Here is a 24,197-nt window from a genome sequence, read left to right as displayed (position 1 = left end):
TGCGGGCATGGAGTGGCGAACGCGCTGGTACATCACGATCCGCTGGGACCGGGCCGACAACTCCCCCGCCGGCGTGACCCTCGTCGAGCACGTCGCGGACTCCCCCGCCGAGCTGCGGCACCTGGTCGCACGGGCCCGCGCCGACCGGCACGTAGTCGCCTTCCCCTACCGGCAGGTCCACGAGCTGGTCGGCGACGAGCCGACGCACTGCCGGCACGGGCACGCCCACGCCGGCGGATCCGCCACCCGCCCGGTGCGCGACTGGTGGCCCTGCCGCTGCGGCGGGCACCTGGTGCTGCGCTGCCGCCGCTGCCCCGACGTCCTGGCGGACCCGCCGGTCGGCGGCGACTGCGACACGAAGGGGCGGGCCACGCCTCCGTGACCCGCCCCGAGTTGGTCCGCTCAGCGGACTAGCCTCGCCCGGAAACTACATAATCTGAGGCCCGGTTATGCACTTTGTGCAGTTCCGTTAGGTACTTTCCCCGCCTCCGCTGGTCCGCTTACCGGACTAGCCAGCCGCGTCGGCGTCGCCGCCGCCGAGAAGCTGCCTACCCGCTGCCGGCCACCCCTGGCTCCCTTGGACGGCGGCGGGTGACTAGCTAATGAGCTCGCGTGTGCTGGCGGTACGCGCGTCAGCGTGGGGGGAAGGCTTGGGCGAGCTGGTTGAGGGCGGCAGCCAAGGCTTGGTAGCCGGCGTCTGTCAGCTTGCCGTCCTTTCGAAGCTTGCTGGTCTTCTCGGCCGTCTCGCGGAGCTTGTCCCATGCCTTGTCGGTGTCACCGTCGGCTAACGCGCGTGAAGTGTCCTCCAGCCGCTTGTCCAGGTCCTTGGCGGCGTCTTTGTCGAGCTGGCCGTCGCTCACGAGGTGAGGGAGGCCGCCGCGGATCCCGGTGATGAGCTGGGCAGGGCTTTGACGGGGGCGTTGTGGTGCGCTGGGCGGGGGCGCTGGCTTGGTGGATGAGGGCGCGGGCTTGGTCGATGAGGGTGCGGGCGCAGTGGGTGTGGACGACGCCGATGGTTCGGTCGTGAGTTCTGGTGTCCCGTCAGTGGCGGGCGCGACGGTGACGGGCGCTGCGGCATTCTGGCCTGCGTCGCCGTCGGAGAACAGCGTCGTGGCAACCAAGCCGACCAGGACAGCGAACGCCACGCCGCCGGCAACAACAATCCCGCGCTGCCGGCGATCGGATGCCGTCTGACCGGTGCGTGCCTGGGGCAGCAGGACTGTGGGTTCGGACATGGCCTCCGTCGTCGCGGTGCTGTCGGTCGGCTCGGTCGCGTCGTGGCGGGCGGCAGGGGGGTTGTCCATGGGCGAAGAGGGTACGGAATTGCGGCCTCTGGAGCCATTCGCACCCGGCCCGGCGCTTGGCTGAGGCAGAGACGCCGAGCTGGCGTGGCAAGGGTTGCTTGGTATGAAGGAACGGCCGTCACGGTGGGAACGGCCGCTCCGTCGCGGGTGCTTAGCCGATCATGTCCGGCGCTCGTACAGCGACGGCCAGCGTCGGCACGCTCCAGCAGCACGTTCAGGTTCGTCTGCGGGCACGCCAGGATCATCGCGTCGCCGATCTCCACCTGAACTTCCCCTCACATCTGCTCGGTGGTCGCCGTAGCAACGACCTGGCCGTCGGCGTCGATCCGCACACCCGGGCCGGCGACATCGCCGCCAGCCGCGTGCACCGCCGCGACCCGCTCGAACACCTGCTTGCCGAAGCCGAGCCGCTCCACCGACGGCACCACCACCAGGTCGGCCGAGCCGTCGTCGACATCGGCGACGGCTTCCCGCCAGCCGCGGGCGCCGACGTGCGAGCCGACCACCTCGTAGCCTTGCTCGTCGCACCAGCGGTGCACGCGGGTCAGCTCCTCGACGGTGGCCCGGCCGCCGCGCACGGTCCGGGCGAACAGCACCGCCCGACGCCGCCGCCAGCGGCGGGCCTGCGCGTCCCACCGCGCGAACTGGTACAGCCGCGACAGGTCCGGCCCGGAGCCCTCCACCTCGGGGGCGCAGCGCGCGAACTTCCGCGCCTCGGTGTCCCACCGCAGGTGCCAGCCGAACTCGCGGGCCTCCGCGTGCGCCGGCCACCGGCCGGTCCAGTCCGCACGGCCGCAGTCGTGGCCTGCGGTGTCAGGCTGCGCCCGACACCACATGCGCTTCCGGCCGGTGGCCAGGCATTCGGCCACGTCGCAGTCGTCGCGGTGCGCGTCGCCGATCGCCACCTGGCAGGCCGGGCAGGTCCCGCGCAGCAGCTCCTCGTCCATGGGTTCCTCCGCGCGGTCGGTCGGGCCGGCGCCGGAGGCGCGCACCAGCTCGGTACGCGCCTCCGGCCGACCCGCAGGGGTCACGCTCACTCGTCGCCCTTCGCGTCCGGCTCGGCCGTGTCCAGGTCCGTCTCCGGGCACGGGTCCGGGTCGGCGGCCGCCCCCTCGGGCTCGTCCGGCTCGACGTCGTGCTCGGGCAGCTGCACGTCGACGACCTCCGGCGCGTCGCTGTCCTCGTCGGCGCCGGCCTCCTCGGCCTCCAGCTCGGCCTCGTACGCCAGGCGCTCGGCCTCCTCCTCGGCCTCGGCGCGCTTGCGCTCCTCCTCCTCGGCGATCAGCGTGGTCCGCATCGTGGCCTCGGCCTCGGACAGCTCGTAGCCGTCCTCCTCCAGCCGGTTGAGCCACGGCACGATCAGGTCCTTGTGCGCCACCCACCGGCCGTCGGCGACCTGCGCCACGTTGTGCTCCTGCGCGCAGATGAGCCGGGTGACGAGCAGCCGGTTCAGCCGGTCCTGCCCGGCGGTCGCGGCCTCGGTCAGCGTGCCGCCGCACAGCTCCTTGACCAGCTCGTGGTCGAGCCGGTGCTGGTAGAAGTCGGGCCACACCACGGCGAACCGCATCGCCTCGACGAGCAGCGACTTCGCGCCCTTCGCGCTGCCGTACTTCTCGACGAGGAACCGGCGCCGCACCGCCCCGGACTCGGCGAGCCGGGCCTGCAGCTCCTCCTTGGCCTTGTCGGCGGCTTCCTTCGCGGCGATCTCGGCCGGCGTCTTGTAGTAGCTGTGCCCGGTCCGCTTGTAGCCGTGGGCCTCCGGGTCGAGGCAGACGATGACCGCTTCGGCGCTGTCCCACCGCTCCTCGATGAGCGCGCCGTACCCGTCGAGGGCCTTGACCGCCTCCGGGTCGAGATCCTTTCCGTCGGCCGTCTGGAGCTGATCGACGCGCGCCATCGCGCAGTTGTACGGCCACTCCTTCGGCTTCTTCACGATCTTCACGCTGGCCGCTTCCAGCTCGGCGGTCAGATCCGCGACAGCCCCCTTGGTCTGCCGCTTGCGGCGCTCCTCCTGGGCCTTGTGCTTGATCCCCCAGCCGCTGCCGACGTCCTTGAGAATCTTCTCCATGACCTTCGGGTCGTCCTCGAACTCGGCCAGCTCGGCAACGTCGTCGAGGCTCAGCCGGCCGGCGTCGGCCGCCGCGGTGGCGGCCTCGCCGAGCTTCGTCAGCTTGAGCGCGGACTGGACGTGCTTCTGCTCCCGGCCGGTCTGGCGGGCGATCTCGGCGACGTCCAGGCCGAACAGCTCCAGCTGCGCGTACCCGGCTGCCCGCTCGCTCTCGGTCAGGTCGGTGCGCTGGTCGTTCTCGATCAGCATGGCGACGACCTGGGCCGGGGCCATCCCCGCCATGTCGGGCCGCACCAGGCACGGCACGGTCTGCGGCGTGCCGTCTGGCCACTCGCCGGCCTCGATCACCTCGGCCGCCGCTTTCGCGCGTCGGTGGCCGGCGACGATCCGCATGCCGCCCTCCTCGGGAACGACGGTCAGTGCCTGCAGAACGCCGCTCGCGGCGATCGAGTTGCGCAGCTCGGTCAGGTCGCCGAGCTGGGTGCGGAGGTTGGTCGGGTGCGCAACCAGCTCCCGCGGGTCGATCTGCGCGAGGTAGGGGGCCTTCTTGCCCCGGGGCCGCGCCTTCACTGCTGCTGTCACTTCCGCTCTCTCCTCTTCCACGTGAACAGGCGGGTACAACAAGGGTCGTACATATTCATTGTATCAATCAAGATCATCCGCCGTCCAATCAGGAGCCTCGCTGACCTGCCGATTTGCTCCCCTGCGGCGGGGCGGTCCACGATCGAGCGCATGCCCACGCTGCGAAACCGCAGGCTCGAACAGCTCCTCGGCGGACCGATTGACGAAACCCTGACCTACAAGCAGGTCAAGGGGCTCATCCCGGACACCACGGAAGGCCCCGACCTGGATTTCAAGCGCGACACGTACGGCAGCCGCGACAAGGACCGGAAGGAGTTGTGTGCCGATGTCGGCGGGCTGGCCAATGCCAACGGCGGCCTGCTCATCCTCGGCATGGAGGAGGACGACCAGGGCCGCGCCAAGAAGGACGTCGGCGTGGACATCAGCGACGCCGAGCGCGTCCGGCTCCACCAGACCGTCGTCGCCAACGTCCAGCCGACGCCGACCTTCGACATCATCCCGGTAGAGGATCCCGACCGGCCCGGCACCGGATTCCTCGTCATCTGGGTCGCCCGGACGGCGACAGCGCCGCACGCCTACATCCAGAACAACTCGCTGCTCTACCCCAAGCGGATCGGCACGCAGAGGGCCTGGCTGTCCGAGGCACTGGTGGCCGAGGCGTACCGGGCACGATTCGCCGGCTTCGCAGACCGCATCGACGAAGCCGCCCGGATCGAAGCCGACTTCGTCGAACGCCTCGCGCCGGACGAGATGTTCGTGGTCGTGACCCTCGTCCCCGACATGCCGGGGGCCTTCACCATCGACACCCCCGCGCTGAGCGCATTCCAGCTGAGCAACGCCGACACCGCGCACAGCGCGTTCGGCATCGGGGTGCGCCACTTCATCCGGTCGACCGTGCGGCGCCGGTGCCTTGTAGGTGCAACGAGGTACCAACCGAACAAGCCGTACTCGCGCGGGGCATGCGAGCTGCACGAGAGCGGCAGCGGCGTCTTCGCCAGCGCGGTTGACGTGCGGACGTCGGACATCGGGGACCTGACGTCCCGTCTCGTCGACGACCAGTGGCTCACCCTCGGCATCGCCGCGGGATTGCGATTCCTGGCCCGCCACGCGCGCGACAGGGCGGCGGCCGGTGGCCTCGCCACCGTCCGGGCCGCCATCGCGCCGTACGTCCCGGCCGCGCTGGTAGACACCCTCGGCTGGCCGGAGGACCGGCTCGGCTGGTTTGCGGCTCAGGCTGTGGCAACGGGGAAGGGCGGTGAGATCACGAACGGCGCGTGGGCTGACACGGTCGCCGACATCGACGATCTCTGCGCCGACGGCCCCGGGCTGGTCGCGGCAACGTACCGCCTCACCAGCGAGCTGTTCCAGGCGTTCGGCGCCCCCGAGGTCAGGCAGGTCACCGCCGACGGCGGTATCCGCCTTCCCCACTGGCATCAGCAGATCCGTCCCACGATCAACGGCTGGGCGCAGGCGGCCGGCGTCGAGGTGCTCACGCAGCCGCTCGCGCAGCCGCTCATTTGATCCCTGGGTCACCGCGGCCCCGCAGACGGCCGTGCCTGCTGGCCCAGCGGCGACGCCACCACCGCCCGCTGGGACTCCTTCGACCGCAGGTACGTCACGCCGTGCACCAGGGCGTCCAGCCGGTCCGGGGAGTCCCCCGACTCCGGCGTCCAGGTCGTCAGCTGGTCCTCCAGCGCCGGGAACGTCCCGACGTGGTGCACGCGCGGCGGGTCGACCTCGTACCGGGCCGCGACCGGCTCGGCGCGCACCCGCTTCGACTGGCGGGCCTGCACCACGTCCAGCGGCGGGTCACCGCCCGGCAGCAGGCCCTCCTTCTGCATGGCCACCCACGCGTCGACCAGGATGTCCCGCAGCCACGCCGACGAGCCCTCGTACACCACCACGTCCGCGTCGACGTCCAGGTAGCACTGCCAGATCCGATGGGCCGCCGCCATGCCGGCGATCTTCATGCTCCGGTCCGCCAGCACGTAGTGCTCGCCGTCCTCGCCCCGGCCGACCGCGACGATGCCCGTCTCGTCGCTCGTCTCCGACACCGTGTCCGCCGGGTCGATCGAGACCACCGTCCGCACCAGCGGCGGCACGTCCTCCTTGTCGACCCGGCCGGCCTCGATCCACGCCGACTTCCACAGCGCGCCGTCGACGTCGGACAGCAGCTCCGCGTCCAACTCCTGCCGACCCAGCCGGGTGCCGCCGTACTGCTCCAGCAGCTCCTCCAGCGCCTCCGGGCTGAGGTTCGGCGCGTTGTCCAACGTCCGCCCCCGCGTGATGACCACCCGGGGCCGGCGGCTACGCGCCCGCTGCTTCTTCGCCCGCGCCAGCAGCTTCTTCACGTGCGGCAGCGGCTTCGGGGTCGTGGAGATGACCATGCGCGGTTCGGGCGCCTCGCGCATGCAGAACCACAGCATGTCGAACACGCCCTGCGCCGTCTGCAACGGCCAGGCCGCGTACTCGTCGAGCCAGCAGCCGTCGAAGTCGTAGCCACGCAGCACGTCGGGGTCCTGCGCGCCGAACCCGCGGATGATCGCCCCGTTGGTCAGCTCCAGGTACGGCTCGCTCTTGTTGAACGTCCGCACCTCCCTCGGCGGGACCACCGCCAGCAGCCCGGCCCGCCGCGCCGTGAAGCAGACGTTGAACACCTCCCGGTGCGTCTTCGCGATCACCGCGTAGTGCCCGCCCGGCTTCCCCCCGGCCCACTTCCGCACCGTCTCCGCACCGGTCCGGGTCTTGCCGAAGCCACGGCCCGCAAGGAGCATCCAGATCCGGTACCAGGCCGGCTCCATCTGCTCCGGCCGGGCGTGCCGGGGCCAGTCGTACCGGGCAAGGCCCTGGACCTCCGACACCTCGCGCAAGTACGCGGCCAGCTCGGCATCGGTCATCAGGGCCGGGTCCGGGTACGCCAGCAGCACGGCTCAGCTCCCGGCCCGCATCTCGGCTTCGCGCTGGCGCAGATCGACGGCCGCAACCCAGGCGAGCACCAGCAGCGCCGCCAGCATCACCGCCGGGCAGCCGAGGGCGGCCGGGCCGACCCACCGCAGCCCGGCCCACACCGCCAGCACCATCAGGGCGAACCACCCGCCGAGCAGCAGCCGCCACGTCCAGGCGCGGAACCGCAGCGTCCGCCGCTGCACCCGGGTCAGCCGCCGCGGCGGCGGGGCACGGCGCACCGGCGGCGGGGGCTTCGCGTCCAGCTCCGCCCAGCCGCGCACCACCCCGCCCGGCTGGTACGCCAGCCGGGCGGCGACCGGCGCCCGGTGGTCAAGCAGCAGCCTGCCCGAGCGGGGGCCGCGCCTCACCGCGCGACCGCCCACGCCACCACGGTCACGCCGCCGAGGGCCGCCGCGCCCATCAGCAGCAGCCCGCCGGCCGCGCACCACGCCGCCCAACGGGGCGCCCGCAGCTCCACCGCGATCCACGCCTCGCCGTCATCCCTGCTCCGTCGCCCCACCGGGCTCCTCCTCGTCCTCGTCGTCGTCGCCGCCCGGGTCGTCCGGCTCGGCGGTCAGGTTGGCCTGGCCGGCGCGGGCGGCGGCCTCGGCCATCAGCGCCCGGAAGAAGTCGGCACGCTGCTGCTCGCTCATCTGCTCGACCTCGGCGCGGATCGGCCCGCCGTCCGGGCCCGTGTGCGCCGTCGTGGAGTCCGGCAGGCCCAGGGCCAGCCGCTCGACCCGGGTCGACACCTCCAGCCAGCGGGCCACGTCGCCGGGGGTCAGCTTCGACGCGTCGAGGGTCTGCAACCGGGCAACCAGCTTCGCCTGCAACGCCGACGCCACCCGTGCGTGCCGGCGGGCCATGTCGCGCCGCTGCTCGGCCAAGCCTTCTGCGTACAGCCGGTCCTCTTCCCGGTCCCACGCCTGCGCCCGCTGCACCCACTTCCAGCGGGTCGCCAGCTTGTGGAGGTAATCCCGGCTTTTGTGGACCTGCTCGGCGACCTTCGCGACGGTCCGGGTGCGGCCCAGGTCGCGGTACAGGGCGAAGTACCCGTACGCCCGCTCGGGCTCGCCGCGCTGCCGGTCCCAGGGCAGGACCTCCGGCTCGCTCATGGTCACCTCCTCCAGCTGCGGGCGGCCCGGCCCTGGTCAGGCCGGGCCGTCCCCGATCAGTGCCCGACCTTGCGTCCTCCGCTCATGGGCGGCCGGGCGATCGCCGCGTTGCCGTACATCAGGGCGTCGTCCAATGCGGTCAGCACCATGGACGTCTCGCGGCCGGCGGGCAGGCTGCGCATGGCTTCCGCCATCACGCCCTTGATCGTTTTCCGCCACCCGGCGTGCGCCTCGGCCGTCTCCAGGTTCTTCGGCGGGTGGTAGTCGCAGCGCCGGTCCAGCTCGTACCGCTGGCGCTCGTCGAGGCCGGCGTACAGGTCCTCGCCGCTCTGGGCGGGTCCGGTCATCTCTCTCCTCCAGGGGTCGGGCCGCGGTGTCTCACTGCGGCCGGATCGCCGGCCGGCGGGCTGCCAGCCGGGAGTCGTGCGGTGCGGCCTCAGAAGGGCCAGTGCCCGATGCAGACGGCGGCCAGGCCCCCGACGATCACCACCAGGTAGACCGCGGCGACCACCTTCGTCGACCGGGGCAGCCGGCCGCTCATCCGGCCAGGTAGTCGGCGGCCAGCAGCTCCAGCGCCCGCCACCGCTGGTCGGCGGGCACCTCGCCGGTGCGGACCAGCTTGTCCACGGCGCGGTGCAACACCGCTGCCGCGTCGGCCGGCATCGAGCGCGTCTCCAGCACCGTCTCGATCGGCACCAGGCGGCCCGCGTGCCCGATCGACTCGCCGCTCTCCTCGTCGAGCCACACGCCGTCGCGCAGCTCGCCGAGGTGCCGCTCGAACACCGCGAGGATGAGGCCAAGTGCGGTGGCCACGTTGCCGACGTTGTGGGCGCCGTGGGCCGTCGCGAGCGCATCCAGGGTGGACTCGTAGTCGCCGTACCCGGCGAGCCAGCGGGCGTCGGCCTGCGTCAGCTTCCGCGCCTCGTCGAAGCTGGCGCGAGCCGCCTCGAGTTCGTGCGGCAGGAACACCAGCTGCACCGTGGCGAAGTCCAGGTTCGCCTCGGACAGGCCCTCCAGGTCGACCTGGGCGAGCAGGTCGAGCTGCTTGTCGTCCAGGCCCGAGTAGGCCCGCCAGTCCACGTCGTCCAGTTCCTCGTACAGCTGCTTCAACGTGGCCGGGTCGTCCTCGCCGGCGATCGCGTTGTGCGACAGCTGCAACGCGACCTGCCGGGCGCGGCTCAGCTTCTGCTGCACCACCATCACCGTGATCTCGGCCAGGCCGGCGTCGATCGAGGCGGTGACCCGGTGGTTGCCGGACAGCACCACCTTCCGGTCGTTGTCGACGTCGTGCCACACCAGCGGCACGCTCGTCAGGCAGCCGTCCCGCTTGATGTTCGCCACCAGACGGTCGTACTGCTCCTTGCGCATGTACCGCGCGTTGACCTCCAGCAGCGTCAGGTCCTGCGGCCGGACGGTCATCAGCCGGGGGTCCAGGGGCAGCTCGTCGACGTCGCTCACCGCCCGCCTCCCTCGCGGTACTGGATCGCGAACCCGGGGATGCCGAGCCCGAAGTCCGGGTCGGCGCTCGCCGGCCGGATCGGCGCGTGCAGCACGAACTCGTCGGGCGAGCACGCCGGCCGGTTCGGCATCATCCCGGCGGGCACGCCCGTCCACCGGAACCGCTCCTGGCAGCCGAGGCAGCGGATCGAGAGCTCCACGATGTACGCCACCACCGTGGGGTCCTCGTCGGAGGCGGTCAGCCGCTGCACGTCGGCGTCCAGGTGCATGTCGGGGTGCCCGCACGGCTTGTCCGGGTCGGCCGGCTCGTGTCGGAACTTCCCGTGCGTCGGGCACACGCCCGTCTCGGCGCCCTGGCCGCACTGGTAGGGCGTCATCTCGTCCCACAGCGTCTTCGGGCAGCCGGGCCGCTCGGCGGCCGGCGGCTCGCCGCCGCGGTGCTCGTCGCTCATCGTCGCTCGTCCTTCCCGTGGCGGCGCTTCCACTCCGCCAGCGCCTCGTGCAGGGTCCAGTCACCCAGGGGGCCGCCGTACTGGAGCTGGTAGCGGTGGATGCCGTCGGCGGCCGGCTCGCTGCGCTTCTGCAGCTTCACGCCGGGGATGCCCCGGCCGTACTTGGCGCTGTTCGGCCGGTCGGTGAACGCCGTGGTCGACCAGCCGGTCAGCCGCTTCGACAGGGACCGCTGCAACAGCAGCTGCGCCTCGCGGCTGGCGGCCGCCATCACGATCAGCTTCGCCAGCCGCCGGTACCGGGTCCACGACACGGGGAAGTCGCTCATCAGGTACGCGGTGCTCGGGTCGAACTTCGGCGGCAGGTACGCGAACGCCCCGACCAGCTTCCCGTCGACGCTGACGCCGCAGGCCAGCAGCGGCGACCCGGGCAGGATCGTCTTGCTCATGAACTGGCTGCGTACCGCCGAGAACTGCCCGCCGGTCAGCACGTGGATCGCCATGCGGTCGCCGAGGTCCTCGCCGGCCCCGATCTTCGGCAGCAGGATCGGCTCGACCTGCTGCGCGGGCGCGACCACCCGCCGCGCGCCCGAGCTGGCGTACACGTAGATCGGCATGCCGCGATTGCTGGTCTGGACGACGCCGCGCAGCCAGGGGCGCAGCTCGTCGCGGGCGATGTGCAAGCCGAGGATCCAGTGCGGCCGGTCAAGGACCGCCCCGATGATCTCCTCCTTGCCGTCCTCGTCCAGCAGGTCGTAGCTCGGCGCCGGCCAGTCGAAGAACTCGTCAATCCCGGCGAACTGCGCCTCGTAGTCGCCCGCGTAGAACGGCGGGAACATCGCCACCGGCGCGTCGGCCGGCACCACGTCGGCCAGGTACTCCCGCACGTCCCCGCAGTAGTAGTCCGCCAGACGCAGCGTCAGCGCCGACAGCTTCCCCACCGTCTTGGCGTGCATCGTCGGGAACTGCCCGACGGTCGCCCGAACCATCCGCTCGTAGTAGACGCCCTGCCGGCCGACGTACTGGAGGAACCGGGTGCCCATCATCAGCGTCGCCAGGGTGTCCGTCGACGTGGCCAGGTACGGCTCCAGCCACGCCAGCTCGTCGCGGTGCTCGTCCTTCAGCCGGTAGTCCAGCTCCCGGCCGGCGAGCCACCAGCCCAACGCGCTCGAGTACGCCTGGACGTCGTTGCCGTGGATCGCCCGCCGCTCGCCCGGCCTGCTGTGCAACGTCCGCTCGATCGTGAAGTTCCCCGAGCAGCCGACGTACAGGTCCGTGTCCGGCCACGACTCCGCGTGCTCGTAGATGATCGAGCGCAGGTCAGCCGGGATGCTGCCGTGGAACACGCCGCTCACCACCTTCCCCGTGGCCGGGCGTCGAGCGCCGGCCAGGACTCGAACCTGGGCCTCCACCGTGGAACGGCGGCGTGCCAGCCAACAGCACTTCCAGCGCACCGCGTGCCATGCACGCGCAGTGCTAGATCGTAGCCGTACACCCGGCGACCGGCGAGGGGTGCTAGTAGCTTCCGCTCTTGCCGTGGCCTGGCGTACCCCACCGTAGACCTGTCGGGCCGCAATGGTCTACAGTGGCCCCACATCCGGCGGCCGGAGGGCAGGAGGAGGACGAGGTGGCCAGGGACTACACCTACGCCGAGGCCGCGGCGAAGCTTCGCATCGCGGAGACCACCCTCCGGCGCTGGGTGTCCAAGGGCCGCGTCCCCTGCCACCGCCTCGGCCGCAAGGTCCGCTTCACCGACGCGGACCTGGAAGCCGCCTACCAAGCGTGCCCCGCCCTGGCCGGGCGCCGCTGACGTGGGGGCGTCCAGAGCAGGTCGCTCTACGCACTCATCGGTGACGTGCCGGCCCGATGCCGGCAGCTGGACGCCCCCGCCCCACGCCACACCGCCTAGACCGTCCTAGGAGGATCGGTCCCCGACGGGCCGCGAGCCACCACCCCACCCCACCGGCACGCCGCCCACTGCTGGTTCCTACTCCGCTTGATGAGCTACGCGGTCCCCCGACTCACTGTCTACGGACGGTGAACTCCGTGGCCGGCGACGCTGCGGCAACATCCGCTTCTGCCGATGTGCGGGTGCATCGAAGTGTCATGCCAGGCTCGAGGTCGCGACGACGTCGCTCGTGGTTTGCGGCGTCTTCACTCGGCTGCAGCCGGGCCGAAGGTCCGGGCTTCGGGGTGGACCCATTCGCGGACACGCGGCTCCTCGGCATCAGGTTCCTCATCAACAAGGCCCATCGCGTACGGGAAGAAACGCAACTCGTACCGGCGGCCGTCGTGCTGTTCCGCTGCGGCCAACTCGTCGAGTACCTCGATCAGCCGTCGGCGCTGCTCGTCCGACAGGCCATCAACGTAGTCGACGCTGCTCTCCTGAAGCTTTACCGCCACGTGCGAGTCGACCTCCTCGTCTCCGCAGGTGTCCAGCCACCACAACAGGTCGACGAAGAGACCAGCGACGGTCTTCAACACCGCCGGGTCCGGGTCACCGGAAGCAAGCCGGTCGCGCCGCTCGGCTGGAAGCCGATCAATCACCCAGTCGATGCTCTGCCGGATCGAGGCCACGGCGTTCGGGTCGACTTGATCGTCCGGGTAGTCGTCCAGCCATGTGAGCAGATCGGCCACGAGGCTATGAAGCAGACGTGCGAGTGCAGCATCACCATCGGCGCTCATGGCCCGCGACCATACCTGGATCGGATTGTTCGGGCGGCACGCCGGAGGACGCCAACTATCCGGATCTGCCGCCGTCCGGGCGTACTTGGCGTTTCCTGTGTGGGTGACACTCAACTTCTGTCGGGAACTGTCGGCCGCCGATTGGATCGCCCATAGCGACCTGCCGTGGCAGCGGCTTGTGGGCCTCGGCCCTGCGGGCTTCGACGCCTACGCGCGGCTTCGGTTCCTGCCCGATCCGACACGCCCCGGCCAAAGCGAGAACGATGTCGATGCGGACTGGCCCATCGACCAGCTGCCCACCCTTTTCGAGGTGCTGGCCACCCACACCACGACCCCCGAAGACTGCTACTTCTGCGTCTGGGAAGGCTTCGGCGACGCCGACGTCGCAGCCGACGACGACGCCGTGTACATCGACGAAGAAAACACAGGCGCCCCGCTCGAGCGGCTCGGCGGCCAGCCGGGACTGGCACCCACACCCGCTGCCCCGCCCTCGGCACCGCGTGCGCCCAAGGTTGTGGTGCCCAACCGTGCGTACTGGTTGTTTCGAGGGCCGTTAGCCGACATCGGCACATGGGACACCGCCGCGGGGTGGCCGGGCCAGCGCCGTCTCAGCAACGCCGAGCCGGCATTCGCCTGGCCCGCTGATCACACCTGGTGCGTGGCCAAGGACGTCGATCCGCACTGGGCCGGAATCGGCGGGACCCGGGCACTGATCACCCAACTCACCACCGACCCGCGCCTCGACGTGGTCCCCGCCGACCCCACCCAGGACCAGCCGCTCTACCGATGAACAGCCCGGTGCCCAGTTGACGAGTGCTTTGCGGACCGCTGACAGGGCCTGCCGTCGGAACGCACGGATCTGCCGCTGACCGGGCGTTGGCCGCTCGTCGGGGGCGTCCGCAAACTGCCGATGTGCGGAAGTCGGTGTCTTCTCACGGCCGCTCAGGCGCTTCGTGCATGACGGCGTCAAGGATCATTCGGGCGATCTGTGCGGCATCCTGGTGTGAGATGGTGCCGTCGCTGTCAGGCCCGGCAGTACGTGCGGCGTGCACAAGATGTCGAAGCTGCTCTCCCAATTCCTCCGCTTCGGCGTAGTCAAGGTTGATGCTGAGCCATCGCAGCCATTCTGCGATGAGGGTTGCTTCGTATCTGTCCCGCCACGGCTTGGATGAATCCGGGCCGGACAGCAGGCTGATCGCGGCCGCCAGCCGGGCGTGTGGCGAGTCGTGACCGTCGAGCGCAAGACCTCGTTCGTTCGGCAAAGCCATACCGTTCTGTTCCGAGGTGAGAACGTGGAAAAGTACCGGTCCACCGGCCGACGGCAGCGGCAATACCTGGGCATCGGCGCTGATGTCGAGTCCGACGTGAATCCGCGAGGCGTGTCCCGGATCGTCAACCCGCACGATCACCCGCTGCGGACCGGTCCGCCCGATCCGCTGCGTCCACCGCCGGAGCCTCTCTATGTCGCCGACGCAGATCGTGTAGTCATCCAGGTCGAGATCGCCGTCGAAGACGATCTCGCCAAGCACCGGCATCGTGCCCGACCAGAACGACACCCGAGTGTGGTCGATCTGCCCGCGCGTCTGGATCGCCACATGCCTCCCGTCGGCGCTGGCAGGGCTGTCATCCCAGTCAAGTTCGGGCCAGGCAGTCGACCCCACGATCAGCACAGCATGGTTGGCGTACACCTCGACCGCACCCGTCAACACGCGAATCCACCTCTACAACGGGAACGCGGCGGGACACCAGCCGCGACGATTCCCAGACCATAGCCGCGCCGGCCAGCGCCGCGCCTCATCCCCGTCACGCCAAGCACGACCTCGCCGCAACTTCGACCGAGAGGCACGTCGACCTGGTGCACGCACATGCCGCGATGAGGGCGCGCCCACCGTCACCGACCGTTAGCGGTTCCCCAACCCCGTCTCCGGCTAGGAGTTGGGAGGCGCCCACGAGCCGAACCCCAGGTCGTCAATGCGGTCGCTGCGGAGCATGTCGGTGTCGACGGCTTCCAGCTCGTCAGCGACATCTACCCACAGCTGCGTCACGGACTCCCACAGCGGTGTCGTGCCCTGGTGGTCCCGGGAGAACTCCACCAGGCATCCGTGTAGCGGACCCTCACGCAGGTCGATGAATACGCCACCTCCTCCACCGTCACCAGCGATGGGCAGCCATCGGGGGAGCCAGTACAACTGGGGTTCGAGGATGCCCGCTGGCTGGGCGTTCTGGTCGGCCACGAATCGTGCCATCTCCTCACGCAGCCCCGGCGGGTACGACTCCTGTTGGACCTCCAGGTGCATCCGCCAATGCTCCAGCGCGATGGACGTGGGGTATGGACTCGAGAAGTCAGGGATCAGACTTGCACTTGGTAGGCCGATGCCGTGCCGGACTCCGTTTGACAGCCCCCACCAGATCCGAAGGTCGGCCGGGAGCGCCACACCAAGGGCGGTTGCAACAGTGTCGATCTCGGCTGCCGTTGCCGGCGGGTTCAGCTCCGCACGGAACCGGGGGGCAAACCGCGACAGCCAATCCTCGATCCGATGCCACGCCCGCTCCACCTCAGTGTCGGTACCCATGCTGCGATCAAACCAGGCCGATCCGCCGACGCATATGCCCCGTCGCACCGGGCGACCTGACAACTGCCTTATGCCCGCCTCCATCGGAAGCAACTCGCGTCCGCGCATCCGCGGGCAGGCAACCGCGAACAGCACGGTCGTGGCAGGTGTCACCGAACGTGTCCGGCACGGTAAGGGCCGGTGTAACCCTTCAAGCGAAGTCAGCGTGTAACGCCTCAAGCGGAGTACGACAGCCGGCTGCCGGCTGCCGGCGATGCCTGGTCTCGCATGATGCTTGACGGATCGGCCTCACCTGATGCTTTACATGATCGCGATGGTCTGACCGCCAGCGCTTGCCTGCGGGGCCGCGCTGGCGAGACGTCCGCTCATGCCGATGTGCGTTGCGACACGAGGTCGCACGTGTTGAGTGAGTACGTCGATTGGAGGTTCGGGTAGATGCCCGAGACGTAGCTCCTGGTCAGTGTCCAGGACCGGTCCCCGCCCTGGCGTGCGTGGCCAGTAATGGCCGGGTGCGAAGCCCAGGGGAAAGCCCAAGGGCGCTCGTTCCGACCGGGTGCCACAGGTGAGGGGAAGGCCGGAAGGGTGAACGCGAGTGAATCCTCGTCTGATGCCTCGTTACGGCAACTTCCCAGGTCGGATCGTTCTACTGGGATGAACAGGAGGCTGGCCGTGCAAGTCGGCGGGCGGCGGCTCGGGACGCTTTCGGGCCGTGTGGACACCGTCGCCTCCGGGGTACAGAGGGCACCCGACCCGGTCGTAGCTCATGCGTGTGGAACGTGGAAACCCCGTCAGGTCCATCGTGGTGGCCGGTGTGGTCCGGCTGGGCGGTGGTAGGCCGACCGTGAGGGAAGCGGAACTCCGTGGCGGGAACAGGACGCCCAAGAAGCGAATGCCGGTGGCCGAAAGGCGACAGGAAAACGGGAGCGTCATGGCTGGTCCTCCAACCAGCCGTTCTCGCATAACTGGCCGGATACCGGGCCTGGTGCCCGGCCGCGAAAGCGGGCTGACGTGTGGCGGGTGAGCCTTTGACGACGAAGCACCGGACCCACCGGAACCGAAGGGCAAGTTAGACGCGATGACAGCTTTTGCTTTCGATGTTGCGATGGCGGCTGCCGGAGCGAACGGACCTGAGGACGTGATCCCCGATTGGGACGCCATCGATTGGCGGCGTCATGAGGACAACGTACGGCGGCTACGGGGCAGGATCTTCAAGGCGGTGAAGGCCGGGGACCTGGCCAAGGTCAGGAACCTGCAGAAGATGATGTTGGGAAGCTGGTCGAACACGCTGGTAAGCGTGCGGCAGGTCACCCAACGCAATGCTGGCCGCGCGACGGCGGGGGTGGACGGGCAGGTCGCGTTGACCTCCCCGGCCCGGATGGACCTGGCTGTGCAGGTGCACCGCACAGCACGGTCGTTCCAACCCTTGCCGGTGCGGCGGGTGTACATCCCGAAGGCCAACGGCAAGCAACGCCCACTCGGCATCCCGGCGATTGCCGACCGCGTCCACCAGGCGCGGTGCCGCAACGCTCTGGAGCCGGAGTGGGAGGCCCGGTTCGAACCACGCTCGTATGGGTTCCGGCCGGGTCGCAGTTGCCAGGACGCGATCGCGGTCCTGCACGTGATGGGGTGCGGGAAACGACCCCGCCGGGCATGGGTGCTGGACGCGGACCTGACCGCGGCGTTCGACCGCATCGATCACGCCCACCTCCTCACCGCGATCGGATCGTTTCCCGGCAGGGGCATGATCCGCAGTTGGTTGAAGGCCGGTGTGTTCGAAGCGGGCAAGGGTTTCGCACCGACCGACGAGGGCACCCCTCAGGGCGGTGTGATCACGCCCCCAACGCAATGGGTAACTTCTGTTTTGAGGTGACGCTGGGTTATCGGCGGTTGGAGAAACTTCCTCGCGATAGGCGCATCCACCGTGGTGGATGACTCGTTGGGTAGTACATGGACGTCTCCTCAGGTGGGCGTGTTGATGCTGGGGTGTTCGCTGAGCGGATCAACGCGGCAGCGGTGCTGGCAGGCTCGGACGTGTCCACCGTGGAGGCGGCCGGGGTGCTGGCGGCGCGGTTCGGGGTGTCGATTCGCCAGGCCTACCGCTACCTGCGGTTCGCGCGGTCTGGTCCAGTCGCGGTGCCGGAGAAGACGGTGGTGTTCACGGTGAAGCTGCCCGCCTCGCTGTGTACCCAGGTCCGGGCCCAGGCCCGTCGGCGGCGGTCCACGATCTCCGCTTTGGTCAGCGAGGCCCTGACCGCGTACTTGCACGATCCTCGCGGGCGCCGCCGCGGATGAGCCGGCTGGCGGTCGAGACCGTGTTCGTCTTCGACCGCCACGCCGCCGCTGATCTCGCGGCCGCGTACGCGTGCCTTGTTCCCGACCGGCGTTCCCGCGTGGCTCGGGACGCCGAGAACGTGAGGTGTCCTGATGACCAGCGTGGCGATCTACGCCCGGGTCTCCTCGACCCGCCAGAAGAAGGACCAGACCATCGACTCGCAGACCGCGGCGCTGCGCGAGCACGCCGCGAGGGCGCGGCTTGAGGTGCCCGAGGACTGGGTGTTCGAAGACGCCGGGCACTCCGGCGCCACCCTGACCCGCCCCGCGCTGGAGCGGCTGCGGGACCTGGTCGCCGAGACCGCCATCGACGTGATCTTGTGTTACAGCCCGGACCGGCTGGCCCGCAAGTTCGCCTACCAGGCCCTGCTCATCGAGGAGTTCGCCCGCGCCGGCACCCGCGTCGAGTTCATCAACGGCCCCCGCGGCGACAGTCCCGAGGACCAACTTTTGGTGCAGTTCCAGGGCATGTTCGCCGAGTACGAGAAGGCGCAGCTGATGGAACGCTACCGGCGCGGCAAGACCTACCGGGCCAAGACCGGATCGGTCAACGTGCTCTCCGGCGCCCCGTTCGGCTACCGGTACGTGCGCAAGACCCCCACTGAACCGGCCCGCTACGAGATCATCGACCACGAAGCCGTCCTGGTCGTCGAGCTGTTCCGCCGCTACACCGACGACGGCGCCAGCATCGCCGACCTGACCCGCTGGCTGACCAGCACCGGGACCCGCACCCGCACCGGCAAGACCCGCTGGGACCGCAGCGTCGTGTGGGGCATGCTCCGCAACCCCGCCTACACCGGCACCGCGATCTTCGGCAAGACCACGATCGTGCACGAGCCGGCCGGGCTCAACCGCCGCGCCCGCCTGCAAGGGCGCGTCACACCCCGCCCGGTGAAGGCCGTCGACCGGCCCCGCGACGAGTGGATCACCATCGACGTGCCGGCGATCATCACCCGTGAGGTGTTCGAACGCGCCGCCACCCGGCTGGCCGACAACAAACGCTACGCCGCCCGCAACAGCAAAACCCCGTCCCTGCTGCAAGGACTGACCGCCTGCGCCGGCTGCGGATACGGCTACTACCGCACCAGCACCCGCACCACCAACAAGAAGATCTTCTACTACCGGTGCCTGGGCTCCGACGACTACCGCTACGAAGGCGGCCGGGTCTGCGCCAACCAGCCCGTGCGCGCCGACTACCTCGACACCATCGTCTGGGACCACATCACCGGCCTGCTATCCGACCCGCGGCTCATCCGCGCAGAGATCAACCGCCGGCTCGACCGGGCCCGCACCACCGATCCCGCCACCCGGCAACGCGACCGGCTCCAACAGGCCCTGACCAAGGCCAGCACAGCCATTACCCGCATGATCGAGGCCTACTCCGAACATCTGATCACCATCGACGAACTACGCGCCCGCATGCCCGACCTACGCGCCCGGGAAGCGGATCTCCGCCACCAGATCGAGGCCCTCGACACCCGCATCGCCGACCGGGACGCCTACCTGCGTCTGGCCGACGACCTCGAAGGCTTCCTCACCCGCCTGCAGCACCGCACCGCAACCAGCGACGTCACCGAACGCCAACACGTGCTACGCCTAGTCGTCAAAGACATCCTCATCGGACCCGACACCGTCACCATCCGCCACCGGATCCCCATCCCCAAAACGGGAACGCCACCACAACCCTCAACCGATACGGAGGGTGACCAACGCGCAGGTTGCCCATTGCGTTGGGGGCGTGATCTCACCGTTGCTGCTGAACATCGCGTTGCACGGGCTGGAGGAAGCGGCCGGCGTCCGCTACGAGGCGAGCGATCCGGCTCGCACGAAGCGGGGCTGCCCGGCCCTGGTCCGCTACGCCGACGACATGGTCGCGCTCTGCCACACCAAGGCCGAAGCCGACCAGGTCAAGGCGAGGCTGGCCGCGTGGCTGGCACCCCGGGGGCTGTCGTTCAACGAGGCTAAGACGCGCATCGTCAGCCTCGAAGACGGGTTCGCCTTCCTCGGGTTCACTATCCGCCACCAACACGGCAAGCTGCTGACCAGGCCGAGCAAGGCCGCCGTCAAGCGGGTCAAACGTCGCCTCGCCGTCGAGATGCGCGCACTTCGGGGCGCGAACGTGGCGGCGGTCCTCGCGAAGATCAACCCGATCGTGCGGGGATGGGCGAACTACTACCGGGGAGCGGCATCGTCGAGGACCTTCGCGGACCTCGACCAACACCTGTGGCGGCTGACCTACAAGTGGGCCTGCTTCAGTCATGCCAACAAGTCGAAGTCCTGGATCATCTCCAGGTACTACGGCCGGTTCAACCCCGCCAGCCAAGACCGGTGGGTCTTCGGCGACCGCGACAGCGGCGCCTGGATGCACCGCCCCGGCTGGACCAAAATCGTCCGACACAGCCTGGTCATCGGCGCGGCGTCCCCGGACGACCCCGCCCTGACCGACTACTGGGCCAAACGGCGCAGCAAGAACAAGCCCCTGCTCGACCGCAGCGTGCTCTACCTGCTCACCAAGCAGCACGGCCGCTGCACGATCTGCGGAAGCCTGCTCCTGCACGCCGACCGCGAGCCACACAGCCCCACCGAATGGGAACAGTGGCATCGCACCACCCGCAAGGCGATCACCAAGCAGTACCTGACCGCCGAGGGCAATCCCAGCACATCGGACGACGCCCGCCTGGTGCACTCGTCCTGCCAGCGCCAACAAACCGGCGCCCGCAGGCAGCCAGCACTGCTCTATGCCTGAAACGCCCATGGGGCTTGCTTGAGCCGTATGCCGCGACGAGTGGCACGTACGGATCTGAGGGGGCCCCGGCGCAGCAATGCGTCGGGGCTACCCGGCGATGTGGCGGTGGCGAGCGGCGGAGGCGGTCGTGGCGGTCTTTGTCGATCAGCTGGCCAACCTCTCAAAGACTTCGTTCGGCGTGTCGTAGTACCTCGTCGTCCGGCCGAAGTGCGTCATGCCGAGCCGCCGGCAGACGGCGTGGGAGGCATGGTTGTCCGGATCCGTGACCGCGATGACCCTCGCCAGACCCCGGCTGAACGCGTCGTCCAGGACCGCCGCCGCTGCTTCGGTGGCGTAGCCGTGCCCCCAGGCGTCCGGATGCAGGTGCCAGCCGATCTCGACATCGGTCGGCCCGCCGGCCGGTTCCCCGGCCGACAGGGGAATCGGCTTGAGCAGGAGGTTTCCCACCAGCTGGCCGTCCGCCGCTGTGGTGATGGCCCAGATCCCGTGGATCGGATCGTCGATGGCGCATCGGCGTGCGATCGAGGCGAGGGCGTCCTCGCGGTTGTTCATCATCGTGGGCTGCGCGCCCAAGAATCGCACGACCTCCCAGCGCGACTCGAGATCCAGAAGGAAGTCGGCGTCCTCATCGCGCCAGGGGCGCAGCAGGAGGCGGTCGCTCACGATGGTGCGCATGCGACCCAATCTAGCCAGCGCCAAGCGACCCGCCTCAACCCGATTTCCCTCGCACGCATCTGCCGCGATGAGAGCGACCCCACCGGTCACCCCGACCAAGCCTGGCCGGGCTGCGGTCGTACCACCAGTCAATAGGTAGCCGCGATCCGATTGCTACGGCGCCACGTCGGGCAGTTCATCGGCCTCGTCCGAGCCCGGGCGATCCTCCGCGCCATGCACGCGTATCACGGCCGGGTCCGAATTCAATGTCATCGGTCGGCGGCTTGTCGTCCATCTCCGCCATCGCGAGCTCGGTGCGTTCAGCGCGGATCCGTGCATCGCGCCGTTCGCGTCGTTCCGCGACTTCGTCGCTCGGTTGACGTGGGCGCCCATGTCCATTGCGGCTCATAGCGAGTGAGACTCGCATCTCGGGGACAGCTCTTCAAGAGCCGCTGCCCGGCACGCCTCGCCACTCAAGGCGCCGGGCCCGGCGACCAGTCGACGCCGCGTTTGCCTGCCCGCCGATGCCAGTGCAGCCCCGGGTCGATGGCGCCCGAGCGGGCGGGCGGGTGAACCGCCGCCCGCTCGCTGTCGGGTGAACCTCGCTACCCGACGGGTGAGCCCGTGGCCAACGCATCGACGCCGAGGAAGTCCCCCACGATCTGCCGGACGGGTTCGTGGTGCCGGCGGGTCGCGTGCACGTATACGTTCATCGTCGTGGTCACGCTGGCGTGCCCGGCCATCGTTCGCAGCGCCGCCAGGTCGACGCCCTCGGTAGCCAGCAGCGTCAGCAGCGAGTGCCGCAGCCCGTGCATCGTCATCCGGCGCGGCAAGCCCTTCTCCCGGGCCAGATCGCGGATCTTCACCCACCGGTCCGTGTAGAAGTCCTCGTACCGCCAGTGGTTGCCGCGCGGCGCGACGAACACGAACTCGCGGCCCGGCTTGGCGACCCGCTCGGCGATCATCCGCATCACCGACGCCGGCAGGGGCACCTCCCGGTAGCCCTGCTTGGTCTTCGGCTTGGGCTCGACCACCCACCGCCGGTTCACCTTTCGCAGGACCTGGACGATGGAGACGGTGCTGCGGGCGACGTGCACCGCCCGGGGCGGCAGGGCGCTCACCTCGCCCCAGCGCAACCCGGTGGCAAGCTTGCACAGCAGCAGGTCGGCCGCCTCCGGGTCGACCTGGTACGCCGCCTCGAGGAACAGCCGGGCCTCGTCGGGGCTCTCCAGGATGTCCCGCTCGGCGCGCGGGCCTTCCGGCAGCGGCAGCCCGTCCATCGGGTTGTACGTCCGCACGGCGGGCTCTTCGTCTTCGCCGGGCCGGCACGCGGCCTTGAAGATCGGCACGACGCTTTCGCCCCGGATGTTGGCGATCGTCTTCGCCGAGAGGCCGGCGTCGCGCAGGCCCTGCTGCCACTCGCGCATCTCGCGTCGGGTGATCTCGGCGATCGGCCGGTCGCCCAGCCGCGGGAAGACGTGCTTCTCCAGACGCTCCCGGTACTTGCGGATCGTCTCTGGGTGCGGCTTCACCAGCTGGCCCAGCCACTGCTCGGCGTACGCCTGGAAGGTCAGCTTCTCCTCGGCGGGCTCGGGTGCAGGCTCGGCGACGCCGGCCGGCAGCAGGTAGCCAAACCCGTGCTCGACCAGATGCTCCGGCGGCGGCATCGTGTGCCCGCTGGCCTCCACGAGGGCCTTGAAACGCTTTGCGTCGCTGTTCCGCTCGAACTGCCGGCCGTCCCACGGGCCGCTGCCGCCGGTCCGCCACTTCACCCGCCAGCGGATCTCCTTGCCGCCCTGGTATGGCCTCTTCTCGATGGTCGCCACTCGCTGCCCTCCACGTGAACAGGCGGCCTGGCCGTCGTCCCGGGCCCGCCGTCCGTCCGACCTGTATGCGGAACGGTGGGACCGTAACCGTCTCGGCAAGCCCGGCGCAACGCCGGTCTTGATCCCGCTTCTGACGATCGCTCGGGAGCCCATGTTCCCGAGATGTTCCCGGCGCGGGGTGCGCCCCGGAAACGACGAAGGCCGCCTTGCTGGATTCTTCCAGCTCAGCGGCCTGTTACCGTGGTTATCAAGATCGTGTCCGAGGGGGGACTTGAACCCCCACGCCCTATACGGGCACTAGCACCTCAAGCTAGCGCGTCTGCCATTCCGCCACCCGGACCTACTCGTCCAGCCTACCCTGTCAGCCGAGGTGATCTTCTCACCGGTTCGGCCGCCCCGGCGGGCCGCACGGGGGATTACTGTACACGGCCCGGATGGATCATGCACATCACCGCCCAATGACCACGTTTCCGCAGGTCAGAGCGGTGACGCGACAGGGCGCGACAAGAGCGTTTCCCGGATCGGGCGCGCAGGGTAGCGTCCGAGCGCCGATTCCGTGCAGCATTGCTCACGTGTCCCACCCCTCCCCCCTGACCGCCGCGCAACACCAGGCCCTCGCTCTGCGCAGCGCGGGCGATCTGGCCACCGCCCGCCGCCTGCTCGCCGACGCGATCACCGCGACCCGACCGGCGTACGGGGAGGACCACCCCGACGTGCTGGCCACCGGCCACCTCCTCGCCCGCCTGCACCGCGAGGCCGACGACCCCGCCGCCGCCCGGCGGGTTCTGGAGGAGGCCTACGCGGCCGGCGAGCGTCGCCGCGGCGACGCCGATCCGCTGATGCTCGCGCTCAGCTTCGACCTCGCGCAGGTGGCGGAGGAACTCGGCAACCGGCACGAGGCCCGCCGCAACTACACGCGCGTGGCCACCGCCGGGCCCACGGTGCTCGGTCCGGACCACCCTGCGGTACGCATGGCCCGCCAGTACCTCGGCGGCTCCGCCGCCGCTCCCGAGCTGCCCGGCACACACCTCGGCGGCCCACAGCCCGACCCGGCTGCGTTGTCCGGGCCGACCATGTCGTTGCCGGCCATGGCGGCTCCGCCCCAGCCGCCGCCAGTTCCGTCGGTGCCCGGTGTCACCCCGGCACCCCGTCCGGCACCACCTGCTCCGGCAGCGCCGGCCCCGCCGTACGCCGGGTCGCCCGGCGCGCAGTGGGTGCCGCCGGCCGGACCGGTCCCGGGCCCGACGCGGCAGTCACCTTGGACACCACCCGCGACCGGTCCGGGTACGCCCGTGCCTCCACCGCCTACTGTTCGCGCTCCGATGCCGTCCGGTACGGCTAGCCCCTCGACGCCGCTGCCACCACCTCCGGTCGTCCCGAGGTCCACCTCGGCCGCGCCGGCCTCCGGCCCACCCAACAGCTCAGGCCCGGTTAGCGCACCGCCAGCGTCGCCGGCCGCC

At 70.1% G+C, this 24,197-nt stretch carries 24 protein-coding genes, 2 tRNA genes and 2 pseudogenes; 9 read left to right on the top strand and 19 right to left on the bottom strand.

Translation table 11 applies throughout. The features are described 5' to 3' along the window. The first annotated feature begins 7 nt into the window (after window positions 1–7). Complete coding sequence (locus ACNAW0_RS00220; protein WP_416285565.1) at window positions 8–382, top strand: hypothetical protein; 375 nt, start codon at window positions 8–10, stop codon at window positions 380–382. A gap of 250 nt (window positions 383–632) precedes the next feature. On the opposite strand, the gene ACNAW0_RS00215 is transcribed toward ACNAW0_RS00220, so the two are convergent. The 3 genes from ACNAW0_RS00215 to ACNAW0_RS00205 all read right to left on the bottom strand — a co-directional run bounded on the left by ACNAW0_RS00215 (window position 633) and on the right by ACNAW0_RS00205 (window position 3,954). Further along, a complete protein-coding gene (locus tag ACNAW0_RS00215; protein ID WP_416285564.1) occupies window positions 633–1,304 on the bottom strand; it encodes an FIMAH domain-containing protein in 672 nt (223 codons plus the stop codon). Window positions 1,305–1,579: 275 nt separating this feature from the next. Further along, window positions 1,580–2,335 (bottom strand): recombinase family protein, encoded by a 756-nt coding sequence (locus ACNAW0_RS00210; protein ID WP_416285563.1) that lies wholly within the window; start codon window positions 2,333–2,335, stop codon window positions 1,580–1,582. Window positions 2,336–2,337: 2 nt separating this feature from the next. Continuing rightward, a complete protein-coding gene (locus tag ACNAW0_RS00205; protein WP_416285562.1) occupies window positions 2,338–3,954 on the bottom strand; it encodes a ParB/RepB/Spo0J family partition protein in 1,617 nt (538 codons plus the stop codon). Here ACNAW0_RS00205 and ACNAW0_RS00200 point away from each other — a divergent pair. Next, entirely contained in the window at window positions 3,871–5,475 is a 1,605-nt protein-coding gene (locus ACNAW0_RS00200) for a helix-turn-helix domain-containing protein (RefSeq protein WP_416285561.1), read from the top strand. The genes ACNAW0_RS00205 and ACNAW0_RS00200 overlap by 84 nt on opposite strands. A gap of 8 nt (window positions 5,476–5,483) precedes the next feature. Here the strand turns inward: ACNAW0_RS00200 and ACNAW0_RS00195 are convergent, their stop codons facing one another. From ACNAW0_RS00195 to ACNAW0_RS00155, 9 genes are all read right to left on the bottom strand, one after another. After that, window positions 5,484–6,881 (bottom strand): terminase large subunit domain-containing protein, encoded by a 1,398-nt coding sequence (locus tag ACNAW0_RS00195; RefSeq protein WP_416285560.1) that lies wholly within the window; start codon window positions 6,879–6,881, stop codon window positions 5,484–5,486. Between the two features lie 3 nt (window positions 6,882–6,884). Further along, window positions 6,885–7,283 (bottom strand): hypothetical protein, encoded by a 399-nt coding sequence (locus ACNAW0_RS00190; RefSeq protein WP_416285559.1) that lies wholly within the window; start codon window positions 7,281–7,283, stop codon window positions 6,885–6,887. Continuing rightward, window positions 7,265–7,420, bottom strand: coding sequence for a hypothetical protein (locus ACNAW0_RS00185; RefSeq protein WP_416285558.1), 156 nt, complete (start codon window positions 7,418–7,420; stop codon window positions 7,265–7,267). The genes ACNAW0_RS00190 and ACNAW0_RS00185 overlap by 19 nt, the downstream gene beginning before the upstream one ends. After that, the gene (locus ACNAW0_RS00180) at window positions 7,398–8,015 is read right to left on the bottom strand and encodes a hypothetical protein (protein WP_416285557.1); all 618 of its coding nucleotides are present in this window, start codon (window positions 8,013–8,015) and stop codon (window positions 7,398–7,400) included. The genes ACNAW0_RS00185 and ACNAW0_RS00180 overlap by 23 nt, the downstream gene beginning before the upstream one ends. 56 nt (window positions 8,016–8,071) lie before the next feature. Next, on the bottom strand, window positions 8,072–8,362 hold the full coding sequence (locus ACNAW0_RS00175) for a hypothetical protein (protein WP_416285556.1): 291 nt from the start codon (window positions 8,360–8,362) through the stop codon (window positions 8,072–8,074). A 190-nt stretch (window positions 8,363–8,552) separates the two neighbouring features. After that, window positions 8,553–9,473, bottom strand: coding sequence for a ParB N-terminal domain-containing protein (locus ACNAW0_RS00170; protein WP_416285555.1), 921 nt, complete (start codon window positions 9,471–9,473; stop codon window positions 8,553–8,555). After that, window positions 9,470–9,925, bottom strand: a complete 456-nt coding sequence (locus ACNAW0_RS00165; RefSeq protein WP_416285554.1) for a hypothetical protein — start codon at window positions 9,923–9,925, stop codon at window positions 9,470–9,472. The genes ACNAW0_RS00170 and ACNAW0_RS00165 overlap by 4 nt, the downstream gene beginning before the upstream one ends. Continuing rightward, the gene (locus tag ACNAW0_RS00160; RefSeq protein WP_416285553.1) at window positions 9,922–11,277 is read right to left on the bottom strand and encodes a hypothetical protein; all 1,356 of its coding nucleotides are present in this window, start codon (window positions 11,275–11,277) and stop codon (window positions 9,922–9,924) included. The genes ACNAW0_RS00165 and ACNAW0_RS00160 overlap by 4 nt, the downstream gene beginning before the upstream one ends. 24 nt (window positions 11,278–11,301) lie before the next feature. After that, a tRNA-Gly gene (locus ACNAW0_RS00155) sits at window positions 11,302–11,374 on the bottom strand. 175 nt (window positions 11,375–11,549) lie between these two features. Between ACNAW0_RS00155 and ACNAW0_RS00150 the strand changes: the two genes are divergently transcribed. After that, window positions 11,550–11,732, top strand: a complete 183-nt coding sequence (locus ACNAW0_RS00150; protein ID WP_349876144.1) for a helix-turn-helix domain-containing protein — start codon at window positions 11,550–11,552, stop codon at window positions 11,730–11,732. A 344-nt stretch (window positions 11,733–12,076) separates the two neighbouring features. Here ACNAW0_RS00150 and ACNAW0_RS00145 read toward each other — a convergent pair whose 3' ends face one another. After that, window positions 12,077–12,607 (bottom strand): hypothetical protein, encoded by a 531-nt coding sequence (locus ACNAW0_RS00145; protein ID WP_416285552.1) that lies wholly within the window; start codon window positions 12,605–12,607, stop codon window positions 12,077–12,079. Between the two features lie 103 nt (window positions 12,608–12,710). Between ACNAW0_RS00145 and ACNAW0_RS00140 the strand changes: the two genes are divergently transcribed. Continuing rightward, window positions 12,711–13,397, top strand: a complete 687-nt coding sequence (locus ACNAW0_RS00140) for a hypothetical protein (protein ID WP_416285551.1) — start codon at window positions 12,711–12,713, stop codon at window positions 13,395–13,397. Window positions 13,398–13,539: 142 nt separating this feature from the next. Here the strand turns inward: ACNAW0_RS00140 and ACNAW0_RS00135 are convergent, their stop codons facing one another. Both ACNAW0_RS00135 and ACNAW0_RS00130 read right to left on the bottom strand, forming a co-directional pair. Beyond that, the gene (locus ACNAW0_RS00135) at window positions 13,540–14,316 is read right to left on the bottom strand and encodes a hypothetical protein (RefSeq protein ID WP_416285550.1); all 777 of its coding nucleotides are present in this window, start codon (window positions 14,314–14,316) and stop codon (window positions 13,540–13,542) included. 219 nt (window positions 14,317–14,535) lie between these two features. Continuing rightward, entirely contained in the window at window positions 14,536–15,180 is a 645-nt protein-coding gene (locus ACNAW0_RS00130; RefSeq protein ID WP_416285549.1) for an SMI1/KNR4 family protein, read from the bottom strand. Window positions 15,181–16,255: 1,075 nt separating this feature from the next. Here ACNAW0_RS00130 and ACNAW0_RS00125 point away from each other — a divergent pair. From ACNAW0_RS00125 to ACNAW0_RS00110, 4 genes and pseudogenes are all read left to right on the top strand, one after another. Next, complete coding sequence (locus ACNAW0_RS00125) at window positions 16,256–17,050, top strand: reverse transcriptase N-terminal domain-containing protein (RefSeq protein ID WP_416285548.1); 795 nt, start codon at window positions 16,256–16,258, stop codon at window positions 17,048–17,050. 113 nt (window positions 17,051–17,163) lie between these two features. Then, window positions 17,164–17,472, top strand: a complete 309-nt coding sequence (locus ACNAW0_RS00120; RefSeq protein ID WP_416285547.1) for a hypothetical protein — start codon at window positions 17,164–17,166, stop codon at window positions 17,470–17,472. Window positions 17,473–17,604: 132 nt separating this feature from the next. Further along, window positions 17,605–18,723 (top strand): annotated as a pseudogene (locus ACNAW0_RS00115) (recombinase family protein); the annotation flags it as partial. 490 nt (window positions 18,724–19,213) lie between these two features. Then, a complete protein-coding gene (locus ACNAW0_RS00110) occupies window positions 19,214–20,257 on the top strand; it encodes a group II intron maturase-specific domain-containing protein (protein WP_416285546.1) in 1,044 nt (347 codons plus the stop codon). A gap of 144 nt (window positions 20,258–20,401) precedes the next feature. Here the strand turns inward: ACNAW0_RS00110 and ACNAW0_RS00105 are convergent, their stop codons facing one another. The 3 genes from ACNAW0_RS00105 to ACNAW0_RS00095 form a co-directional block, all read right to left on the bottom strand. After that, complete coding sequence (locus tag ACNAW0_RS00105; RefSeq protein ID WP_416285545.1) at window positions 20,402–20,932, bottom strand: GNAT family N-acetyltransferase; 531 nt, start codon at window positions 20,930–20,932, stop codon at window positions 20,402–20,404. A 584-nt stretch (window positions 20,933–21,516) separates the two neighbouring features. Beyond that, window positions 21,517–22,737, bottom strand: a complete 1,221-nt coding sequence (locus tag ACNAW0_RS00100) for a tyrosine-type recombinase/integrase (RefSeq protein WP_416285544.1) — start codon at window positions 22,735–22,737, stop codon at window positions 21,517–21,519. A 256-nt stretch (window positions 22,738–22,993) separates the two neighbouring features. Further along, window positions 22,994–23,077 (bottom strand) — tRNA-Leu (locus ACNAW0_RS00095). Between the two features lie 94 nt (window positions 23,078–23,171). Between ACNAW0_RS00095 and ACNAW0_RS00090 the strand changes: the two are divergent. Next, window positions 23,172–23,483 (top strand): annotated as a pseudogene (locus tag ACNAW0_RS00090) (hypothetical protein); the annotation flags it as partial. 388 nt (window positions 23,484–23,871) lie between these two features. On the opposite strand, the gene ACNAW0_RS00085 reads toward ACNAW0_RS00090, so the two are convergent. After that, window positions 23,872–23,994, bottom strand: a complete 123-nt coding sequence (locus tag ACNAW0_RS00085) for a hypothetical protein (protein ID WP_416285722.1) — start codon at window positions 23,992–23,994, stop codon at window positions 23,872–23,874. Between the last annotated feature and the right edge of the window lie 203 nt (window positions 23,995–24,197).

Source organism: Micromonospora sp. SL1-18, from assembly GCF_047921505.1.
GTDB lineage: Bacteria > Actinomycetota > Actinomycetes > Mycobacteriales > Micromonosporaceae > Micromonospora.
The sequence above is the reverse complement of the archived record's forward strand: the minus strand, read 5'-3'. Positions and strand labels throughout refer to the sequence as shown.

What these genes read in the sequence shown, in the direction of transcription:
- ACNAW0_RS00220 (WP_416285565.1), top strand. Translation starts at nt 8, where the DNA reads ATGGAGTGGCGAACGCGCTGGTACATCACGATCCGCTGGGACCGGGCC.
- ACNAW0_RS00215 (WP_416285564.1), bottom strand. Translation starts at nt 1,304, where the DNA reads ATGGACAACCCCCCTGCCGCCCGCCACGACGCGACCGAGCCGACCGAC.
- ACNAW0_RS00180 (WP_416285557.1), bottom strand. Translation starts at nt 8,015, where the DNA reads ATGAGCGAGCCGGAGGTCCTGCCCTGGGACCGGCAGCGCGGCGAGCCC.
- ACNAW0_RS00175 (WP_416285556.1), bottom strand. Translation starts at nt 8,362, where the DNA reads ATGACCGGACCCGCCCAGAGCGGCGAGGACCTGTACGCCGGCCTCGAC.
- ACNAW0_RS00165 (WP_416285554.1), bottom strand. Translation starts at nt 9,925, where the DNA reads ATGAGCGACGAGCACCGCGGCGGCGAGCCGCCGGCCGCCGAGCGGCCC.
- ACNAW0_RS00145 (WP_416285552.1), bottom strand. Translation starts at nt 12,607, where the DNA reads ATGAGCGCCGATGGTGATGCTGCACTCGCACGTCTGCTTCATAGCCTC.
- ACNAW0_RS00130 (WP_416285549.1), bottom strand. Translation starts at nt 15,180, where the DNA reads ATGGGTACCGACACTGAGGTGGAGCGGGCGTGGCATCGGATCGAGGAT.
- ACNAW0_RS00125 (WP_416285548.1), top strand. Translation starts at nt 16,256, where the DNA reads ATGACAGCTTTTGCTTTCGATGTTGCGATGGCGGCTGCCGGAGCGAAC.
- ACNAW0_RS00105 (WP_416285545.1), bottom strand. Translation starts at nt 20,932, where the DNA reads ATGCGCACCATCGTGAGCGACCGCCTCCTGCTGCGCCCCTGGCGCGAT.